A 16,992-nucleotide genomic window follows, 5' to 3' on the forward strand; every position below is an offset into this window, starting at 1 on the left:
TATAGATTTTCGCAAGAGCCGGGCGGTGAGTTTACAAATTAGTTTTACTTTATAAACCATCAAAATTGCGATGGCTCCAGGAACTTTGCGCATTACGTCGCAATTTGGCGCGCGCGACGGCGGATTCCCTGCCCGCGGGAAGGGGAAAATGTTACACTTTGCGCCCACTGGATTGTTGTTCATGGAAACCTGCTAACCACATGTTTAAAATTAAAAAAGGACTTGATCTGCCGATTGCAGGCGTGCCAGCGCAGCACGTTTCGACAGGCGCAAGTGTCCGTCATGTCGCCATTTTGGGCGAAGACTACCTGGGTATGCGTCCTTCAATGCTGGTACAGGAGGGCGATCGCGTTATCAAAGGACAGGCGCTCTTTGAGGACAAAAAAAATCCCGGCGTGATGTTCACGGCCCCCGCGAGCGGCACCGTTGTGGCCATCAACCGTGGCGAACGGCGCGTTCTGCAGTCGGTGGTTATCCGCATTGAGGGCGATGACAAGCGTGAATTTGCCCATTACGACACCGCAGAAATCGCGTCGCTGAACCGTGACGCCGTTCAGGATCAGCTCCTGGCGTCCGGTTTATGGACCGCGCTTCGTACGCGTCCCTTCAGCAAAACCCCTGTTCCGGGCACGGAGCCGGCCGCGATTTTCGTCACGGCCATCGACACCAATCCGCTCAGCCTGGACCCGGAACCGGTTATCCTGGCGCAGCGAAAAGCCTTCGATGCCGGACTGACCGTTTTAACCCGCCTCACGTCCGGAAAAGTCCACGTTTGCCAGGCTGGCGGCGGCAAGCTCGGCGGGCATCCGCAGGGGCAGGTCACGTTTAATGAGTTTGCTGGCCCGCATCCGGCGGGTCTGGTCGGGACGCACATCCATTTCCTTGAGCCAGTAAGCCTGACGAAGCGGGTCTGGCATCTTAATTATCAGGACGTCATCGCCATCGGTAAGCTCTTTACTACGGGTGAACTCTGCGCTGAACGGATAATCGCCATCGGCGGACCGCAGGCCGCAAACCCGCGCCTGGTGAAGACGCTGCTGGGGGCAGATATCAACGAACTGCTGGTGGGGGAAACGAAAGAGGGCGAAAACCGCCTGATTTCCGGTTCGGTCCTCAGCGGACGCCATGCTGCCAATGCGCACGCGTACCTGGGACGCTTCCATTTGCAGGTCAGCATTGTGCAGGAAGGGCGTGAGAAAGAGCTGTTTGGCTGGGTTCTGCCAGGCGCAGAAAAATACTCCGTCACCCGAACCACGCTGGGCCACTTCCTGCGTAATAAGCTGTTCAGCTTCTCAACCAGCACGCACGGCGGCGAGCGCGCCATGGTCCCGATTGGCAACTACGAGCGCGTCATGCCGCTGGATATTCTGCCCACCGTGCTGTTGCGCGATCTGCTTGCCGGTGATACCGACGGCGCGCAGGCGCTGGGCTGTCTGGAGCTTGACGAAGAAGATCTGGCGCTCTGTACCTATGTCTGTCCGGGCAAATACGAATATGGACCGGTATTGCGCGAGGTGTTAACCCGCATTGAGCAGGAAGGATAACCGATGGGCTTAAAACACCTCTTTGAAAAAATTGAGCCGCACTTTACCGAAGGGAAGCTCAAAAAGTACTACCCGTTATATGAAGCAACGACGACCATTTTCTACACGCCGGGCCTGGTGACGAAAGGGGCGGCGCACGTTCGCGATGCTATCGACCTGAAACGCATGATGATCCTGGTGTGGTTTGCAGTCTTCCCCGCGATGTTCTGGGGAATGTACAACGTCGGCCTGCAGACCATTCCGGCGCTGCACCACATGTACGATGCCCAGCAGCTGGCGCAGGTGATCCAGTCCGACTGGCACTACCGTCTGGCCCAGTCGTTAGGGGTGAGCTTCGCCGCAGACGCGGGCTGGCTGAGCATGATGACGCTGGGCGCGGTGTTCTTCCTGCCAATTTACATCACGGTATTTGTCGTGGGCGGCTTCTGGGAAGTGCTGTTTGCCATTATCCGTAAACATGAGATCAACGAAGGCTTCTTCGTGACCTCTATTCTGTTTGCCCTGATTGTTCCCCCGACGCTACCGCTCTGGCAGGCGGCGCTTGGCATCAGTTTCGGCGTGGTGATTGCCAAAGAGATCTTCGGCGGCACCGGGCGGAACTTCCTCAACCCGGCGCTGGCGGGACGCGCGTTTCTGTTCTTTGCTTATCCGGCGCAAATCTCGGGCGACCTCGTGTGGACGGCGGCAGACGGTTTTTCCGGCGCGACGCCGCTTTCGCAGTGGGCGGCACACGGCGGCGAAACGCTGGTTAACAACGCGACAGGTCAGCCAGTCACCTGGTTTGATGCCTTTATGGGCAACATTCCGGGCTCCATCGGAGAAGTCTCTACGCTGATGATTTTGCTTGGCGGCGCGATCATTCTTTTTGGTCGCGTGGCCTCCTGGCGGATCGTTGCGGGCGTGATGATCGGCATGGTGCTGACCGCCACCCTGTTTAACGTTATCGGTTCGACCACCAATCCGATGTTCTCCATGCCGTGGTACTGGCATCTGGTGCTGGGTGGCTTCGCGTTCGGCATGATGTTCATGGCGACGGATCCCGTCTCTGCCTCGTTTACAGACAAAGGTAAATGGAGCTATGGCGTGCTCATTGGCGCGATGTGTGTCCTGATCCGCGTGGTCAACCCGGCGTATCCGGAAGGGATGATGTTGGCCATTCTGTTTGCCAACCTGTTTGCGCCACTCTTCGATTACCTGGTGGTGCGGGCCAACATTAAGCGGAGGAAGGCGCGTGGCTGAAGTTAAAAATAACGACAGCATCAGCAAAACGCTGCTGGTGGTGCTGGTGCTCTGTCTGGTCTGTTCTATTGTCGTGGCCGGTTCTGCCGTGGGGTTAAAACCCCTGCAGCAGGAGCAACGTGCGCTGGATAAACAGCGCAACATCCTGGCCGTCGCCGGGCTGATGCAGGAAGGAATGAGCGCAGACGACGTTTCGGCCGTCTTTGCTGAACGTATTTCGGCGCGTCTGGTGGATTTAAAAACGGGTGAACTGCTGGATAAAGACCCGGCAAAATTCAACCAGGCGCTGGCGCTAAAAGATCCGCAGATGAGCCTGACGCTGGAGGCATCGCAAGATCCCGCCGGGATTAAGCGTCGCAGCAACCTGGCCGAAATCTATCTGGTCCGCGACCCCCAAAAACGTATTCAGGAAGTGGTACTGCCTATTTACGGTAACGGTCTGTGGTCAATGATGTATGCCTTTGTGGCCCTTGATACCGATGGCCGCACGGTCAAAGGCATTACGTATTACGACCAGGGCGAAACGCCGGGGCTGGGTGGCGAAGTTGAAAACCCTAACTGGCGGGCACAGTTTGTCGGCAAGAAAGTGCTCGACGATAACGGCCTGCCTGCGCTGAAGGTGATGAAAGGGGCGGCACGTCCCGGTGACGACTACGCCGTTGACGGGCTTTCCGGCGCTACGCTCACCTCAAAAGGCGTGCAGCACAGTTTTGATTTCTGGATGGGCGAGCTGGGCTTTGGTCCTTTCCTGAAAAACGTACGTGAAGGAGCGCTGAACAATGGCTGATACCGGTGAACTGAAAGAAGTTAAAAAAGTGCTCATTGGCCCACTGCTCGCCAATAACCCGATCACGCTCCAGGTGCTGGGTGTCTGTTCTGCTCTGGCGGTGACGACCAAGCTGGAAACGGCGGTTGTGATGACGCTGGCGGTAACGCTGGTCACGGCGTTCTCCAGCATGTTTATCTCGATGATCCGCCACCATATCCCCAACAGCGTGAGGATCATCGTGCAGATGGCGATCATCGCCTCGCTGGTGATCGTGGTCGATCAGCTGCTGCGCGCTTTCGCCTATGAAACCTCCAAACAGCTCTCGGTGTTTGTCGGGCTGATTATCACCAACTGTATCGTCATGGGGCGTGCGGAAGCCTACGCCATGAAAATGCCGCCGCTGGCGAGCTTTATGGACGGTATCGGCAACGGCCTGGGCTACGGCGTGGTCCTGCTGACCGTGGGGTTCCTGCGTGAGCTGATTGGCAGCGGCAAGCTGTTTGGCATCACGGTGCTGGACACGGTGCAGAACGGCGGCTGGTATCTGCCAAACGGCCTGTTCCTGCTGGCCCCTAGCGCGTTTTTCATTATCGGTTTGTTGATCTGGCTGATTCGTACGCTGAAGCCAGAACAGCAGGAAAAGGAGTAACCGACGATGGCTCATTACCTGAGTTTGTTTGTGCGGGCGGTGTTTGTTGAAAACATGGCGCTCGCGTTTTTCCTCGGCATGTGTACGTTCCTTGCGGTTTCCAAAAAAGTGTCGACGGCATTTGGTCTCGGTATCGCGGTCACCGTGGTGCTCGGCTTGTCTGTACCGATCAACAATCTGGTGTACAACTTTGTGCTGCGGGACGGCGCGCTGGTGGAAGGGGTTGATCTCAGCTTCCTGAACTTCATCACCTTTATCGGGGTGATCGCGGCGCTGGTGCAAATCCTCGAGATGATCCTCGATAAGTACTTCCCGTCGCTCTACAACGCGCTGGGGATCTTTCTGCCGCTGATCGCGGTGAACTGCGCCATCTTTGGTGGCGTCTCGTTTATGGTGCAGCGTGATTACAACTTCAGCGAATCCGTAGTGTACGGTTTTGGTTCCGGCATCGGCTGGATGCTGGCGATCGTCACCATGGCGGGGATCCGCGAGAAAATGAAATATGCCAACGTGCCTGCGGGTCTGCGTGGCTTGGGGATCACCTTTATCACCACCGGGCTGATGGCGCTGGGCTTTATGTCCTTCTCCGGTGTGCAGCTATAAGGGCAAACAGATGGAAATTATCCTTGGCGTGGTGATGTTCACGCTGATTGTACTGGTGCTGTCAGGGCTTATTCTGGCGGCGCGCGCGAAGCTGGTAAATTCCGGCGACGTGGTCATTGATATTAACGACGAGCCGCAGAATCAGATCCGCACGTCGGCGGGAGACAAGCTGCTCAACACGCTCTCCGGTAACGGCATTTTTGTCTCCTCAGCCTGCGGCGGCGGCGGTTCCTGCGGGCAGTGCCGCGTGACGGTAAAAGAGGGCGGTGGCGATATTCTGCCAACCGAGCTGGCGCATATCACAAAGCGTGAGGCAAAAGAGGGCTGTCGTCTGGCCTGCCAGGTCGCGGTGCGTCAGAACATGAAGATTGAGCTGCCGGAAGAGATCTTCGGCGTCAAAAAGTGGGAGTGCGAGGTTATCTCTAATGATAACAAAGCCACCTTTATTAAAGAGCTGAAGCTGCGGGTGCCGGAAGGCGAGCATGTCCCGTTCCGCGCCGGAGGATACATTCAGATTGAATGCCCTGAGCACGCTGTGGCCTATGCGGACTTTGACGTGCCGCATGAGTACCGCGCCGACTGGGACAAATTCAATCTCTTCCGCTTTGTATCTGAGGTGAAAGAGCCGACGCTGCGCGCCTACTCAATGGCCAACTACCCGGAAGAGAAGGGCATCATCATGCTCAACGTGCGTATCGCCACGCCGCCACCGAATGTGCCGGATGCACCGCCGGGCGTCATGTCGTCATACATCTGGTCCCTGAAGCCTGGCGATAAGGTGACGATCTCCGGCCCGTTCGGGGAGTTCTTCGCGAAAGATACCGATGCGGAAATGGTCTTTATCGGCGGCGGTGCCGGAATGGCCCCGATGCGCTCGCACATCTTTGACCAGCTCAAGCGGCTGGGTAGCCAGCGTAAGATCAGCTTCTGGTACGGCGCGCGCTCGCTGCGCGAGATGTTCTATGAAGATGAGTTTGAACAGCTGGCGCGTGAAAACCCGAACTTCACCTTCCATGTGGCGCTTTCCGATCCGCAGCCGGAAGATAACTGGACGGGCTTTACGGGGTTCATCCACAACGTGCTGTATGAAAACTACCTCAAACAGCACCCGGCGCCTGAGGACTGCGAGTTCTATATGTGTGGTCCGCCGATGATGAACGCCGCCGTGATTAAGATGCTGAAAGATCTCGGTGTCGAAGATGAGAACATCTTGCTCGATGACTTTGGAGGCTGATGATGCTGACGTTTCTGGCAACCTTTGTGGTTTTTGTGCTTGTCATCTTCGGCATGTCGTTAGGCTGGATCGTTAAGCGGAAAAGCATTCAGGGCAGCTGCGGCGGTATTTCCTCTATTGGGATGGAAAAGGTTTGCGACTGCCCGGAACCGTGCGATGCGCGGAAGAAAAGGATGGCCCGCGAACAGCAGCGCATTATTTAGTCTTGTCGGTCGGGTAAGGCGAAGCCGTCTCCCGACAATTCCCACCCACACTTCTCAACCCTCATTTGTTTACTGTATACTTATCCAGTGATAAGTGAGGGCTTACTATGCGCAAAATAATCCATGTCGATATGGACTGCTTTTTTGCCGCAGTGGAGATGCGTGACAACCCGGCGCTGCGGGATATTCCCATCGCCATTGGCGGCAGCCGCGTTCAGCGTGGTGTCATCAGCACCGCCAACTATCCTGCGCGCAAATTTGGCGTGCGCAGCGCCATGCCGACGGCGATGGCCTTAAAGCTTTGCCCTCATCTCACGCTTCTGCCAGGCCGTTTTGAAGCCTATAAAGAGGCTTCCCTTCATATTCGGGAAATCTTCTCCCGCTATACCTCTCTGATAGAGCCGCTGTCGCTGGACGAAGCCTATCTGAATGTGACCGACAGCGTGCACTGTCACGGCTCCGCCACGCTGATGGCGCAGGAGATCCGCCAGACGATTTTCAACGAGCTGAATCTGACGGCTTCGGCGGGCGTCGCGCCCGTTAAATTCCTTGCCAAAATCGCCTCCGATTTAAATAAGCCCAACGGTCAGTACGTCATCACGCCTGACGAGGTGCCGGCGTTTTTGAAAACGCTGCCGCTTGGCAAAATACCCGGCGTGGGAAAAGTCTCCGCCGCAAAGCTGGAAAGCATGGGGCTACGCACCTGCGAAGATGTGCAGCGAAGCGATCTCGCCATGCTGCTCAAGCGCTTTGGAAAGTTTGGCCGCGTGCTGTGGGAGCGCAGCCAGGGAATTGACGATCGCGATGTGAACAGCGAGCGGCTGCGGAAATCCGTCGGCGTTGAGCGCACCCTCATTGAAGATATTCATGACTGGTCCGAATGCGAAACCATTATCACGGAACAGCTTTACCCTGAGCTGGAACGACGCTTAAGCAAGGTGAAGCCGGACCTGCTCATTGCCCGTCAGGGTATCAAATTAAAATTCAATGACTTCCAGCAGACCACGCAGGAACACGTCTGGCCGCGTCTGAATAAAGACGATCTTCTCGCGACGGCGAAAAAGGCATGGGAAGAGCGCCGGGGCGGGCGAGGGGTCAGGCTGGTGGGTTTACACGTCACGCTGCTGGATCCGCAGTTAGAGCGCCAGCTGGTTCTGGGATTGTAAAAAAGCCCGGTGCGCTACGCTTACCGGGCCTACGTTTTTCACCCTCTCCCTGTGGGAGATGGCTGGGGTGAGGGTATTACTTAACGGGGATCGCTTTCAGCAGCTCAGTCAGCAGCGTCCAGTAGTGACCGACGCTTTCGATATGAACCTGCTCATCCGGCGAGTGCGGGCCGGTAATGGTTGGCCCGATGGACACCATATCCATGTCCGGATACGGTTTCTTGAACAGGCCACATTCCAGACCGGCGTGGATCACCTGAATGTTCGGGGTGCTGTTGAACAGACGCTGATAGGTTTCACGCACCAGCGCCATCACCGGAGAACTTGCATCCGGCTGCCAGCCCGGGTAGCTGCCTTTTGCAGACGTTTTCGCGCCCGCCAGCGTGCCCAGAGATTCCAGCATGCTCACCACGTACTCTTTACCGCTGTCTATAAGCGAGCGGATCAGGCAGATGATTTCCGCGCTGTCGTCGCTCATGGTCACTACGCCCACGTTCAGTGAGGTTTCCACTACGCCTTTCGCCACGTCAGAGTTGCGGATCACGCCGTTTGGCGTCGCGTTCAGCAGCTGAACGAAGGTGTCACGAGACTGCGCGGTCAGCGCGGCTTTATCTGTAGAAACAGATTCCAGCACCACGGTCAGGTTTTTCTCTTTCGCCGACAGTTCGTTTTTCAGGATATCCAGATATACGGTGGAGAGTTTTTTCAGCTCGTCCGCTTTTGCCGCTGGAACCGCTACGGTGGCGAAGGCTTCACGCGGGATCGCGTTACGCAGGGTACCGCCGTTGAAGTCCACCAGACGCAAATCCAGCTCGGCCGCATGGCCTGCCAGGAAGCGCGCCAGGAGCTTGTTGGCGTTACCCAGACCCAGGTGAATATCGCCGCCGGAGTGGCCGCCTTTCAGCCCTTTCAGCGTCAGCTTGAAGGTCTGGAAGCCAGCAGGAATCGCTTCGCGCGACAGCGGCAGGGTAGAGATAAAATCAATCCCGCCCGCGCAGCCCATGTAGATCTCGCCTTCTTCTTCAGAGTCGGTGTTGATCAGGATGTCCGCCTGCAGCCAGTTCGCCTGCAGACCGAACGCGCCGTCCATGCCTGCTTCTTCGGTCATGGTCAGCAGCACTTCCAGCGGACCGTGCTCAACGCTGTCGTCGGCCAGCACGGCCAGCGCAGAGGCCATACCGATGCCGTTATCCGCGCCCAGCGTGGTGCCGCGTGCTTTCACCCAGTCGCCGTCGATGTACGGTTGAATCGGGTCTTTGGTGAAGTCGTGAACGGTGTCGTTATTCTTCTGTGGCACCATGTCCAGGTGCGCCTGCAGCACAACCGGTTTGCGGTTTTCCATGCCTGCGGTAGCCGGTTTGCGGATCAGAATGTTGCCAACCTGGTCACGTTCAGCATGCAGACCTTTTTCCTTCGCCCAGCCCATAATATGTTCGGCAAGCTGTTCTTCATGGTAGGAAGGGTGTGGAATGGAGCAGATTTTCGCAAAAATATCCCACAGCGGCTGCGGAGATAATTGAGACAGTTCAGACACGATAAGTCTCCTTGTCGAGGCGCTGCAAACAGGGTTGCAGGTCACAGGGTTAGCAGGTTAATAGTTACCACAAGTCAGGCTTGCGAGATGAAACTGAGAATACCACTTTCTCTGCTGGCTGGTAGCATAAAGCATGTAAAAACTCAGGCAGAGGGCGCTAAACACTGGTTTTTAGTGCGTCAGATCTCTATAATCTCGCGCAACCTATTTCCCCCTCGAACACTTTTTAAGCCGTATAAAAACAGGCTGGGACACTTCACATGAGCGAAAAATACGTCGTCACCTGGGACATGTTGCAGATTCACGCACGCAAACTGGCTGCGCGTCTGATGCCTTCCGAACAGTGGAAAGGCATTATTGCCGTCAGCCGTGGCGGTCTGGTACCGGGGGCGCTGCTGGCACGTGAGCTGGGTATTCGTCATGTCGATACCGTTTGCATCTCCAGCTATGACCATGACAACCAGCGCGAGCTGACCGTGCTGAAACGTGCGGAAGGCGACGGCGAAGGTTTCATCGTTATTGATGACCTGGTGGATACCGGCGGTACTGCGGTTGCTATCCGCGAAATGTATCCGAAAGCACATTTCGTCACTATCTTCGCGAAGCCTGCTGGCCGCCCGCTGGTAGACGATTACGTGATTGATATCCCGCAGGACACCTGGATTGAACAGCCATGGGATATGGGCGTGGTCTTCGTACCGCCAATCTCTGGTCGTTAATCACGTTCCGCAATTATTTTAACGCCCGGTGATGCCGGGCGTTGTTTTTTTTAGTCTGACGCGCGTTACAATAGTCTCTATACGACGTATTCATGGAGGCAACGCAATGACGCAGGCGAATCTCACCGAGACTCTCTTCAAACCACGTTTCAAACACCCTGAAACGTCGACGCTGGTGCGTCGCTTTAATCCGGGTACCCAGCCTGCCGTCCAGTCCGCGTTAGACGGTAAAAACGTGCCTCACTGGTATCGCATGATTAACCGCCTGATGTGGATCTGGCGCGGTATTGACCCCCGTGAAATCCTTGATGTGCAGGCACGTATCGTGATGAGTGAAGCCGAACGTACCGACAGCGAACTCTACGACACGGTGGTGGGCTACCGCGGCGGAAACTGGATCTACGAGTGGTCTAAACAGGCGATGCTCTGGCAGCAAAAAGCCAGCCAGGAAGAGGATGCCACGCGCAGCGGCAAGCAATGGCTGCACGCCGCTAACCTTTACGGCATTGCCGCATACCCTCATTTAAAAGGGGATGAACTGGCAGAGCAGGCTCAGGCGCTGGCCAATCGCGCCTATCAGGAGGCGGCTCAACGTCTGCCGGGCCGGATGCGTGAACTTGAGTTCACCATTTCAGGGGGCGCGTCCGTTACCGGGTTCCTGCATATGCCTGAAGGTGAAGGTCCGTTCCCGACCGTCCTCATGTGCGGCGGGCTGGATTCGCTGCAAATTGATTATTACAGCCTGTATGAGCGTTACTTCGCACCAAAAGGGATCGCGATGCTGACGCTTGATATGCCATCAATTGGTTTTTCATCCAAATGGAAACTGACTCAGGATTCCAGCCTGCTGCACCAGCATGCGCTCAAAGCGCTGGAGAACATTCCGTGGGTTGACCACACCCGCGTGGCGGCATTCGGCTTCCGTTTCGGCGCGAACGTCGCGGTGCGTCTGGCTTATCTTGAATCTTCTCGTCTGAAAGCCGTCGCCTGCCTCGGCCCGGTCGTTCACGCCCTGCTCAGCGATCCTGCACGCCAGGGGAGCGTACCTGAAATGTACCTTGATGTGCTGGCCAGCCGCCTTGGCATGCATGATGCATCAGACGAAGCGCTGCGCGTTGAGCTCAATCGCTACTCGTTAAAAACGCAGGGATTGCTGGGACGTCGCTGCCCAACGCCGATGCTCTCTGGCTTCTGGAAAAACGATCCGTTCAGCCCGGAAGAAGAGTCGCGATTAATCACTTCGTCATCTGCGGATGGCAAATTGCTTGAGGTGCCGTTCAGCCCGGTCTATCAGAATTTCGACAAATCACTGAAAGAGATTACGCGCTGGATCGCTCAGAGATTGTGTTAATAGATTGCTAAATTTCGCTGGTTTGGTAAAACAGTGGCTTCACAAAAGGAGATCGCAATGACGTTACCGAGTGGACACCCGAAAAGTAGACTGATTAAGAAGTTTATGGCTCTCGGCCCGTATATTCGAGAAGAGCAGTGTGAAGAGAATCGCTTTTTTTTCGACTGCCTGGCTGTATGCGTCAACGTGAAGCCTGCACCCGAAAAACGTGAATTCTGGGGCTGGTGGATGGAAATGGAAGCAGAGGAAAAACGCTTTACGTATAGCTACCAGTTTGGCCTGTTTAATAAAGACGGCAACTGGCAGGCGACCACCATTAAAGATCAGGAAGTGATTGACCGCCTGGAATATACGCTAAAAGAGTTCCACGATAAGGCACGCGCGCTGCTGGCTACCCTGGATCTCAAGTTCGAACCCGCGGATGACTTTTCCAGCGAAGCGGTGAAGCTGACTGCCTGATAGTCTTCTCCTCCCTCTCCCTGTGGGAGAGGGCCGGGGTGAGGGCACCAGACCGCATTAATCCCCGACAAAAAAACCGGCCTCAAGCCGGTTTTTTTATTCCGCATCATCAGAACTGGTAGGTCATACCCAGTGCAACGATGTCATCGCTGCTCACGCCCAGTTTATTTTTGTCGTCAATCTGGTTGATTTTATAATCAACAAAGGTGGACATATTTTTGTTGAAGTAATAGATCGCGCCAACGTCAATATATTTCACCAGATCTTCGTCACCAATACCTTCGATATCTTTGCCTTTAGACTGGACATAGCCCAGGGAAGGGCGCAGACCAAAGTCGAACTGATATTGCGCGACAACTTCAAAGTTCTGCGCTTTATTTGCAAAACCGCCGGAAATTGGCGTCATATTGCGGGTTTCAGAATACATTGCAGCCAGATAAATATCGTTCGCATCATATTTCAGACCGGTTGCCCAGGCTTCTGCTTTCTGGCCCTGGCCACGCGCCAGCAGGTTCTGAGCGTTGGTGCGGTCAGAGTTGGTGTAGGCACCGCTGACGGCGAAATCGCTGCCGCCGAAGTCATAGGTCAGAGAGGTACCAAAACCGTCACCGTTCTGTTTCTTGGCGTCACGGTTTTCGTTTTTCCCCTGGTACTGCAGCGTCATGTCCAGACCGTCAACCGCGCCGAAGAAGTCGGTGTTACGGTAGGTGGCCAGGCCGGTAGCACGCTTGGTCATGAAGTTATCGGTCTGCGCGGAAGAATCGCCGCCGAATTCAGGGAACATATCGGTCCATGCTTCGACGTCATACAGGGCACCCAGGTTACGGCCGTAATCCAGTGAACCAAAGTTTTTCAGCTTCAGGCCAGCGAACGCCAGACGCGTCTTCTGAGAGGAGTCGCTCTCAGCTTTGTTACCTGCAAATTCAGATTCCCAACGGCCATAGCCCGTCAGCTGATCGTTAATCTGCGTTTCGCCTTTAAAACCGAAACGAACGTAAGTCTGATCGCCATCTTTGGTGGCATCATCACTGATGTAGTGCATGGCTTTCACTTTGCCGTACACGTCCAGTTTATTACCATCTTTATTATAAACTTCAGCTGCGTGAACGGATGCAGAAGCCACTACGCCCATAACCATTAATGCCAGAGTGCTCTTTTTCATTTTCGATCCTGTCTTATAAACGCGCTAAAAAATTCGCTGGACGATAAGCTCATGCTTAAGTCCCGTGAAAAAACAGAAAGGGTTTTATCGTTCTGGAATGAAACTTTTATGACAAACTAAGAATAATTTTAAAAAACTGTGATTTATTATTTCGGTAATAAAAGTGTCAAACTTTCCCGCTAGGCTTCCTGATCCCGCGCAACAAAGTGTTTCGCGATGTGCTAAGGCAGTTGGCAACGGGGCTGACTCCTGTTAAAACGTTCGTTCGACATTACTTTCCCTTATCGTTGAACGGCAGAGAATCATGAGTGACAGCCAGACGCTGGTGGTAAAACTCGGTACCAGTGTTTTAACAGGCGGATCGCGCCGCCTAAATCGCGCCCATATTGTTGAGCTTGTACGTCAGTGCGCTCAGTTACATGCCGCAGGGCATCGTATTGTGATTGTGACCTCCGGGGCGATTGCCGCCGGGCGTGAACACCTGGGTTACCCCGAACTCCCCGCGACGATCGCTTCCAAACAGCTGCTGGCCGCCGTGGGCCAAAGCCGACTCATTCAACTCTGGGAACAGCTGTTCTCCATCTATGGTATCCACGTCGGGCAGATGCTGCTGACGCGTGCGGATATGGAAGACAGAGAGCGCTTCCTGAACGCCCGCGATACCCTTCGCGCGCTGCTGGACAACAATATTGTTCCGGTCATTAACGAGAACGATGCCGTTGCTACCGCTGAAATCAAAGTGGGTGATAACGATAACCTCTCGGCGCTGGCCGCGATTCTGGCCGGTGCCGATAAATTACTGCTTCTGACCGATCAGCAGGGGCTGTTCACCGCCGATCCGCGCTCTAACCCGGAAGCCGAGCTGATTACCGACGTTCACGGCATCGACGATGCGCTGCGCGCCATCGCCGGTGACAGCGTTTCAGGCCTCGGAACGGGCGGGATGGGAACTAAGCTGCAGGCCGCTGACGTAGCGTGCCGCGCCGGTATCGACACCATCATTGCGGCGGGCAGCCGCCCTGGCGTGATTGGTGACGTGATGGAAGGCATCTCCGTCGGCACCCGCTTCCACGCCCAGGAATCCCCGCTGGAAAACCGCAAGCGCTGGATTTTTGGCGCGCCTCCTGCTGGCGAACTCGTCGTTGATGAAGGGGCAACCGCCGCGATTCTGGAACGAGGAAGTTCATTACTTCCTAAAGGAATTAAAAGCGTGACAGGCAACTTCTCCCGTGGTGAAGTGATCCGTATCCGTAACCTCGAAGGCCGCGACATCGCCCACGGCGTAAGCCGCTATAACAGCGATGCCCTGCGCCGCATCGCGGGTCACCACTCGCAGCAGATCGACGCCATTCTGGGCTATGAATATGGTCCGGTTGCCGTGCATCGCGATGACATGATTATTCGTTAAGGAGCCAGAACATGCTGGAACAAATGGGCGCTGCCGCGAAGGCTGCCTCTTACAAACTGGCGCTCCTTTCCAGCCGCGAGAAAAACCGCGTGCTGGAAAAAATCGCTGATTATCTGGAATCCCAGTCTCAGGAAATTTTGCTCGCCAACGAGCAGGATCTGCTGGAAGCGCGTCGAAACGGCTTGAGCGAAGCGATGCTCGACCGTCTGGCGCTGAATCCGGCACGCCTGAAAGGCATCGCCGACGATGTGCGTCAGGTCTGCAATCTGGCTGACCCGGTAGGGCAGGTGATCGACGGCGGGCTGCTCGACAGCGGTTTGCGCCTTGAGCGCCGCCGCGTGCCGCTCGGCGTTATCGGCGTTATTTATGAAGCCCGTCCAAACGTGACGGTGGATGTTGCGTCTCTGTGCCTGAAAACCGGTAACGCCGCTATTCTGCGCGGTGGGAAAGAGACATGGCGCACCAACGCCGCGACGGTGAAAGTCATTCAGCAGGCGCTGGAAGAGTGTGGCTTACCGGCGGGGGCCGTACAGGCGATCGAGAGCCCAGACCGCGCTCTGGTCAACGAAATGCTGCGCATGGACAAATACATCGACATGCTGATCCCACGCGGCGGCGCGGGCCTGCACAAGCTGTGCCGCGAGCAGTCGACGATTCCGGTGATCACCGGCGGTATCGGCGTGTGCCATATCGTGGTCGACGACAGCGCTGAGATTGAACCAGCGCTGAAGATTATCCTTAACGCGAAAACCCAGCGTCCAAGCACCTGTAACACCGTAGAAACGCTGCTGGTGCATCAGGATATTGCGAACATCTTCCTGCCTGCCTTGAGCAAACAGATGGCAGAGAGCGGCGTGACGCTGCATGCTGACGCCAGTGCGCTCGCACTGCTGAAGGATGGCCCGGCTAACGTTGTTCCAGTAAAAGCGGAGCAGTACGACGATGAGTTCCTGTCACTGGATCTGAACGTGAAAATTGTTGCCGATCTCGACGACGCCATTGCGCACATTCGTGAACATGGCACGCAGCATTCTGACGCGATCCTGACGCGCACCCTGCGCAATGCCGATCGCTTCGTGAACGAAGTGGATTCCTCTGCGGTGTATGTGAATGCTTCCACCCGCTTCACCGACGGCGGCCAGTTCGGCCTCGGGGCCGAGGTGGCGGTCAGCACGCAGAAACTGCACGCGCGCGGTCCGATGGGGCTTGAAGCGCTGACCACGTACAAGTGGATCGGCTTCGGCGACGATACGATTCGTGCGTAAATAATCACGGGTGATGCAAAAGTAGCCGTTTGATTCAAAAGGGCATTGACGCATCACCCGGATAGATCTAACCTTTTGCCCCGTGGTTACACTCGTAACCGGCCTCTCAGGGCCGATATAGCTCAGTTGGTAGAGCAGCGCATTCGTAATGCGAAGGTCGTAGGTTCGACTCCTATTATCGGCACCATTCTAACGTCTCCCCAAGTCTACTAAAGTTCACTGAAACCCCTTATACTCTGCGCTTTACAGCCCCTTTTAGTATTTTTACGTCTACTAAAGTTCCCTGAAATCTACGGTTGTTTGGGGGTACTTATGGGGGTATATGCTGTTCGGTCTAGAGGAGGTACCCCCAAGTGAAACTAAACGCCCGGCAGGTGGATGCCGCCAAACCTAAAGATAAGCCTTACAAGCTGGCTGATGGTGGTGGTTTGTATCTCCTGATTAAACCTAATGGCGGCAAATACTGGCGGCTCAAGTATCGTGTAGCCGGCAAAGAGAAGCTGTTAGCGCTTGGCGTGTATCCTGAAGTCACATTGGCCGATGCTAGGGCAAAACGTGAAGAAGCCAAAAGGGGTATCGCTGGGGGTATCGATCCTATGGAAGCGAAACGGGAGGAGAAGATTGCCCGTGAAATTCAGTTAAACAACACCTTCAAAGATATTGCCCTTGAATGGCACAGCAGCAAACTAAAAAAATGGTCTGCTGGTTATGCTTCAGACATTCTCGAAGCTTTCAATAAAGATGTATTCCCATACATTGGCAAAAAACCAATAGCCGAAATCAAACCGCTTGAACTGTTGAATGTGCTGCGGCGCATTGAGGGGCGCGGCGCTACCGAAAAGGCAAGAAAAGTTAGGCAGCGCTGTGGGGAAGTTTTCCGTTACGCAATAGTCACCGGTCGAGCTGAGTATAACCCCGCCCCGGATCTCACCAGCGCGATGCAAGGGCACGAGTCCAATCATTTTCCTTTCCTCACACCTAAAGAATTGCCTGATTTCTTCAATGCGTTGTCAGGATATTCAGGAAGCGAGTTAGTAGTTTTGGCTGCTCGTTTGCTGATTCTCACCGGATTGCGTCCCGGCGAACTCCGTGGGGCATTTTGGCATGAAATCGATATCAGTAAGGCGGTCTGGGAAATACCCGCCTCACGCATGAAAATGCGTCGCCCTCATGTGGTGCCGTTGTCCAGGCAAGCCCTTACGCTTATTAGTCAGATCCAAGAGCTAACAGGCAATTACCCGCTTGTGTTCCCAGGCCGTAACGATCCGCGAAAAACAATGAGTGAAGCCAGCATAAACCAAGTCTTTAAGCGGATTGGCTATAACGGAAAAGTCACCGGGCACGGTTTCCGGCACACCATGAGTACCATCCTGCACGAACAGGGCTACAACACCGCGTGGATAGAAACGCAGCTGGCACACGTCGACAAAAACTCTATTCGAGGAACGTACAACCACGCCCAGTATCTGGATGGCCGCCGCGAAATGCTCCAGTGGTATGCCGACTATATGGAGGCGTTGGAAAACAGCGAAAATGTAGTACATGGAACGTTTGGAAAAAGCGCTTAACTGTATGTATAGACAGTGCTAATTGACAGTAGTAGACTTCAGTAGACGAACAATAATTAGGCATTGTCTAGGCTGATCACCGAAAACCCGCGCACCTCTGCGGGCTGGCAATGCCACCA

16 protein-coding genes and 1 tRNA gene are annotated in these 16,992 nt (G+C 55.1%); 15 read left to right on the forward strand and 2 right to left on the reverse strand.

The features are described from left to right. Positions 1-200: 200 nt before the first annotated feature. From BJ885_RS00135 to dinB, 8 genes are all read left to right on the forward strand, one after another. Positions 201-1,544 carry a Na(+)-translocating NADH-quinone reductase subunit A gene (locus BJ885_RS00135; protein WP_121930922.1) on the forward strand — a complete coding sequence of 448 codons (1,344 nt, stop codon included), beginning with the start codon at positions 201-203 and terminating at the stop codon, positions 1,542-1,544. 3 nt (positions 1,545-1,547) lie between these two features. Next, entirely contained in the window at positions 1,548-2,783 is a 1,236-nt protein-coding gene (locus tag BJ885_RS00140; RefSeq protein WP_121930923.1) for an NADH:ubiquinone reductase (Na(+)-transporting) subunit B, read from the forward strand. Continuing rightward, the gene (locus BJ885_RS00145) at positions 2,776-3,570 is read left to right on the forward strand and encodes a Na(+)-translocating NADH-quinone reductase subunit C (RefSeq protein ID WP_023310500.1); all 795 of its coding nucleotides are present in this window, start codon (positions 2,776-2,778) and stop codon (positions 3,568-3,570) included. The genes BJ885_RS00140 and BJ885_RS00145 overlap by 8 nt, the downstream gene beginning before the upstream one ends. Then, a complete protein-coding gene (locus tag BJ885_RS00150; protein WP_121930924.1) occupies positions 3,563-4,201 on the forward strand; it encodes an NADH:ubiquinone reductase (Na(+)-transporting) subunit D in 639 nt (212 codons plus the stop codon). Before BJ885_RS00145 ends, BJ885_RS00150 begins: the two co-directional genes overlap by 8 nt. Before the next feature lie 6 nt (positions 4,202-4,207). Then, a complete protein-coding gene (gene nqrE / locus BJ885_RS00155; RefSeq protein WP_008500255.1) occupies positions 4,208-4,804 on the forward strand; it encodes an NADH:ubiquinone reductase (Na(+)-transporting) subunit E in 597 nt (198 codons plus the stop codon). Positions 4,805-4,814: 10 nt separating this feature from the next. Then, entirely contained in the window at positions 4,815-6,038 is a 1,224-nt protein-coding gene (gene nqrF / locus BJ885_RS00160; RefSeq protein WP_121930925.1) for an NADH:ubiquinone reductase (Na(+)-transporting) subunit F, read from the forward strand. Next, a complete protein-coding gene (gene nqrM / locus BJ885_RS00165; RefSeq protein WP_023615899.1) occupies positions 6,038-6,241 on the forward strand; it encodes a (Na+)-NQR maturation NqrM in 204 nt (67 codons plus the stop codon). The genes nqrF and nqrM overlap by 1 nt, the downstream gene beginning before the upstream one ends. A 107-nt stretch (positions 6,242-6,348) precedes the next feature. After that, positions 6,349-7,407, forward strand: a complete 1,059-nt coding sequence (dinB, locus tag BJ885_RS00170; RefSeq protein ID WP_121930926.1) for a DNA polymerase IV — start codon at positions 6,349-6,351, stop codon at positions 7,405-7,407. A 76-nt stretch (positions 7,408-7,483) separates the two neighbouring features. Here dinB and pepD read toward each other — a convergent pair whose 3' ends face one another. Continuing rightward, entirely contained in the window at positions 7,484-8,941 is a 1,458-nt protein-coding gene (gene pepD / locus BJ885_RS00175; RefSeq protein WP_029739704.1) for a cytosol nonspecific dipeptidase, read from the reverse strand. 260 nt (positions 8,942-9,201) lie between these two features. Between pepD and gpt the strand changes: the two genes are divergently transcribed. The 3 genes from gpt to crl all read left to right on the forward strand — a co-directional run bounded on the left by gpt (position 9,202) and on the right by crl (position 11,470). Then, positions 9,202-9,660: a xanthine phosphoribosyltransferase gene (gene gpt, locus BJ885_RS00180; protein WP_010427903.1), complete on the forward strand. Its 459-nt coding sequence runs from the start codon at positions 9,202-9,204 to the stop codon at positions 9,658-9,660. Positions 9,661-9,766: 106 nt separating this feature from the next. Next, a complete protein-coding gene (gene frsA / locus BJ885_RS00185) occupies positions 9,767-11,011 on the forward strand; it encodes an esterase FrsA (RefSeq protein WP_054829891.1) in 1,245 nt (414 codons plus the stop codon). 57 nt (positions 11,012-11,068) lie between these two features. Next, positions 11,069-11,470, forward strand: a complete 402-nt coding sequence (crl, locus tag BJ885_RS00190) for a sigma factor-binding protein Crl (protein ID WP_023310506.1) — start codon at positions 11,069-11,071, stop codon at positions 11,468-11,470. A 109-nt stretch (positions 11,471-11,579) separates the two neighbouring features. On the opposite strand, the gene phoE is transcribed toward crl, so the two are convergent. Beyond that, a complete protein-coding gene (gene phoE / locus BJ885_RS00195) occupies positions 11,580-12,632 on the reverse strand; it encodes a phosphoporin PhoE (RefSeq protein WP_121930927.1) in 1,053 nt (350 codons plus the stop codon). Positions 12,633-12,936: 304 nt separating this feature from the next. On the opposite strand from phoE, the gene proB reads away from it, so the two are divergent. The 4 genes from proB to BJ885_RS00215 all read left to right on the forward strand — a co-directional run bounded on the left by proB (position 12,937) and on the right by BJ885_RS00215 (position 16,873). Then, entirely contained in the window at positions 12,937-14,040 is a 1,104-nt protein-coding gene (gene proB / locus BJ885_RS00200) for a glutamate 5-kinase (RefSeq protein ID WP_008501877.1), read from the forward strand. An 11-nt stretch (positions 14,041-14,051) separates the two neighbouring features. Further along, on the forward strand, positions 14,052-15,305 hold the full coding sequence (gene proA, locus BJ885_RS00205; RefSeq protein WP_121930928.1) for a glutamate-5-semialdehyde dehydrogenase: 1,254 nt from the start codon (positions 14,052-14,054) through the stop codon (positions 15,303-15,305). 111 nt (positions 15,306-15,416) lie between these two features. Further along, positions 15,417-15,492: transfer RNA gene (locus BJ885_RS00210), tRNA-Thr, on the forward strand. Between the two features lie 166 nt (positions 15,493-15,658). Beyond that, the gene (locus BJ885_RS00215) at positions 15,659-16,873 is read left to right on the forward strand and encodes a phage integrase central domain-containing protein (RefSeq protein WP_121930929.1); all 1,215 of its coding nucleotides are present in this window, start codon (positions 15,659-15,661) and stop codon (positions 16,871-16,873) included. The last annotated feature ends 119 nt before the right edge of the window (positions 16,874-16,992 follow it).

It is taken from the genome of Enterobacter sp. WP_7_1, assembly GCF_003688535.1.
In the GTDB taxonomy this organism is placed as follows: Bacteria; Pseudomonadota; Gammaproteobacteria; order Enterobacterales; family Enterobacteriaceae; genus Enterobacter; species Enterobacter asburiae.

Excerpts from the sequence above, each read along its gene's own strand:
- BJ885_RS00135 (WP_121930922.1), top strand. The coding sequence starts at position 201 with ATGTTTAAAATTAAAAAAGGACTTGATCTGCCGATTGCAGGCGTGCCA.
- BJ885_RS00140 (WP_121930923.1), top strand. The coding sequence starts at position 1,548 with ATGGGCTTAAAACACCTCTTTGAAAAAATTGAGCCGCACTTTACCGAA.
- BJ885_RS00150 (WP_121930924.1), top strand. The coding sequence starts at position 3,563 with ATGGCTGATACCGGTGAACTGAAAGAAGTTAAAAAAGTGCTCATTGGC.
- nqrE (WP_008500255.1), top strand. The coding sequence starts at position 4,208 with ATGGCTCATTACCTGAGTTTGTTTGTGCGGGCGGTGTTTGTTGAAAAC.
- nqrF (WP_121930925.1), top strand. The coding sequence starts at position 4,815 with ATGGAAATTATCCTTGGCGTGGTGATGTTCACGCTGATTGTACTGGTG.
- nqrM (WP_023615899.1), top strand. The coding sequence starts at position 6,038 with ATGATGCTGACGTTTCTGGCAACCTTTGTGGTTTTTGTGCTTGTCATC.
- dinB (WP_121930926.1), top strand. The coding sequence starts at position 6,349 with ATGCGCAAAATAATCCATGTCGATATGGACTGCTTTTTTGCCGCAGTG.
- gpt (WP_010427903.1), top strand. The coding sequence starts at position 9,202 with ATGAGCGAAAAATACGTCGTCACCTGGGACATGTTGCAGATTCACGCA.
- frsA (WP_054829891.1), top strand. The coding sequence starts at position 9,767 with ATGACGCAGGCGAATCTCACCGAGACTCTCTTCAAACCACGTTTCAAA.
- crl (WP_023310506.1), top strand. The coding sequence starts at position 11,069 with ATGACGTTACCGAGTGGACACCCGAAAAGTAGACTGATTAAGAAGTTT.
- phoE (WP_121930927.1), bottom strand. The coding sequence starts at position 12,632 with ATGAAAAAGAGCACTCTGGCATTAATGGTTATGGGCGTAGTGGCTTCT.
- proB (WP_008501877.1), top strand. The coding sequence starts at position 12,937 with ATGAGTGACAGCCAGACGCTGGTGGTAAAACTCGGTACCAGTGTTTTA.
- proA (WP_121930928.1), top strand. The coding sequence starts at position 14,052 with ATGCTGGAACAAATGGGCGCTGCCGCGAAGGCTGCCTCTTACAAACTG.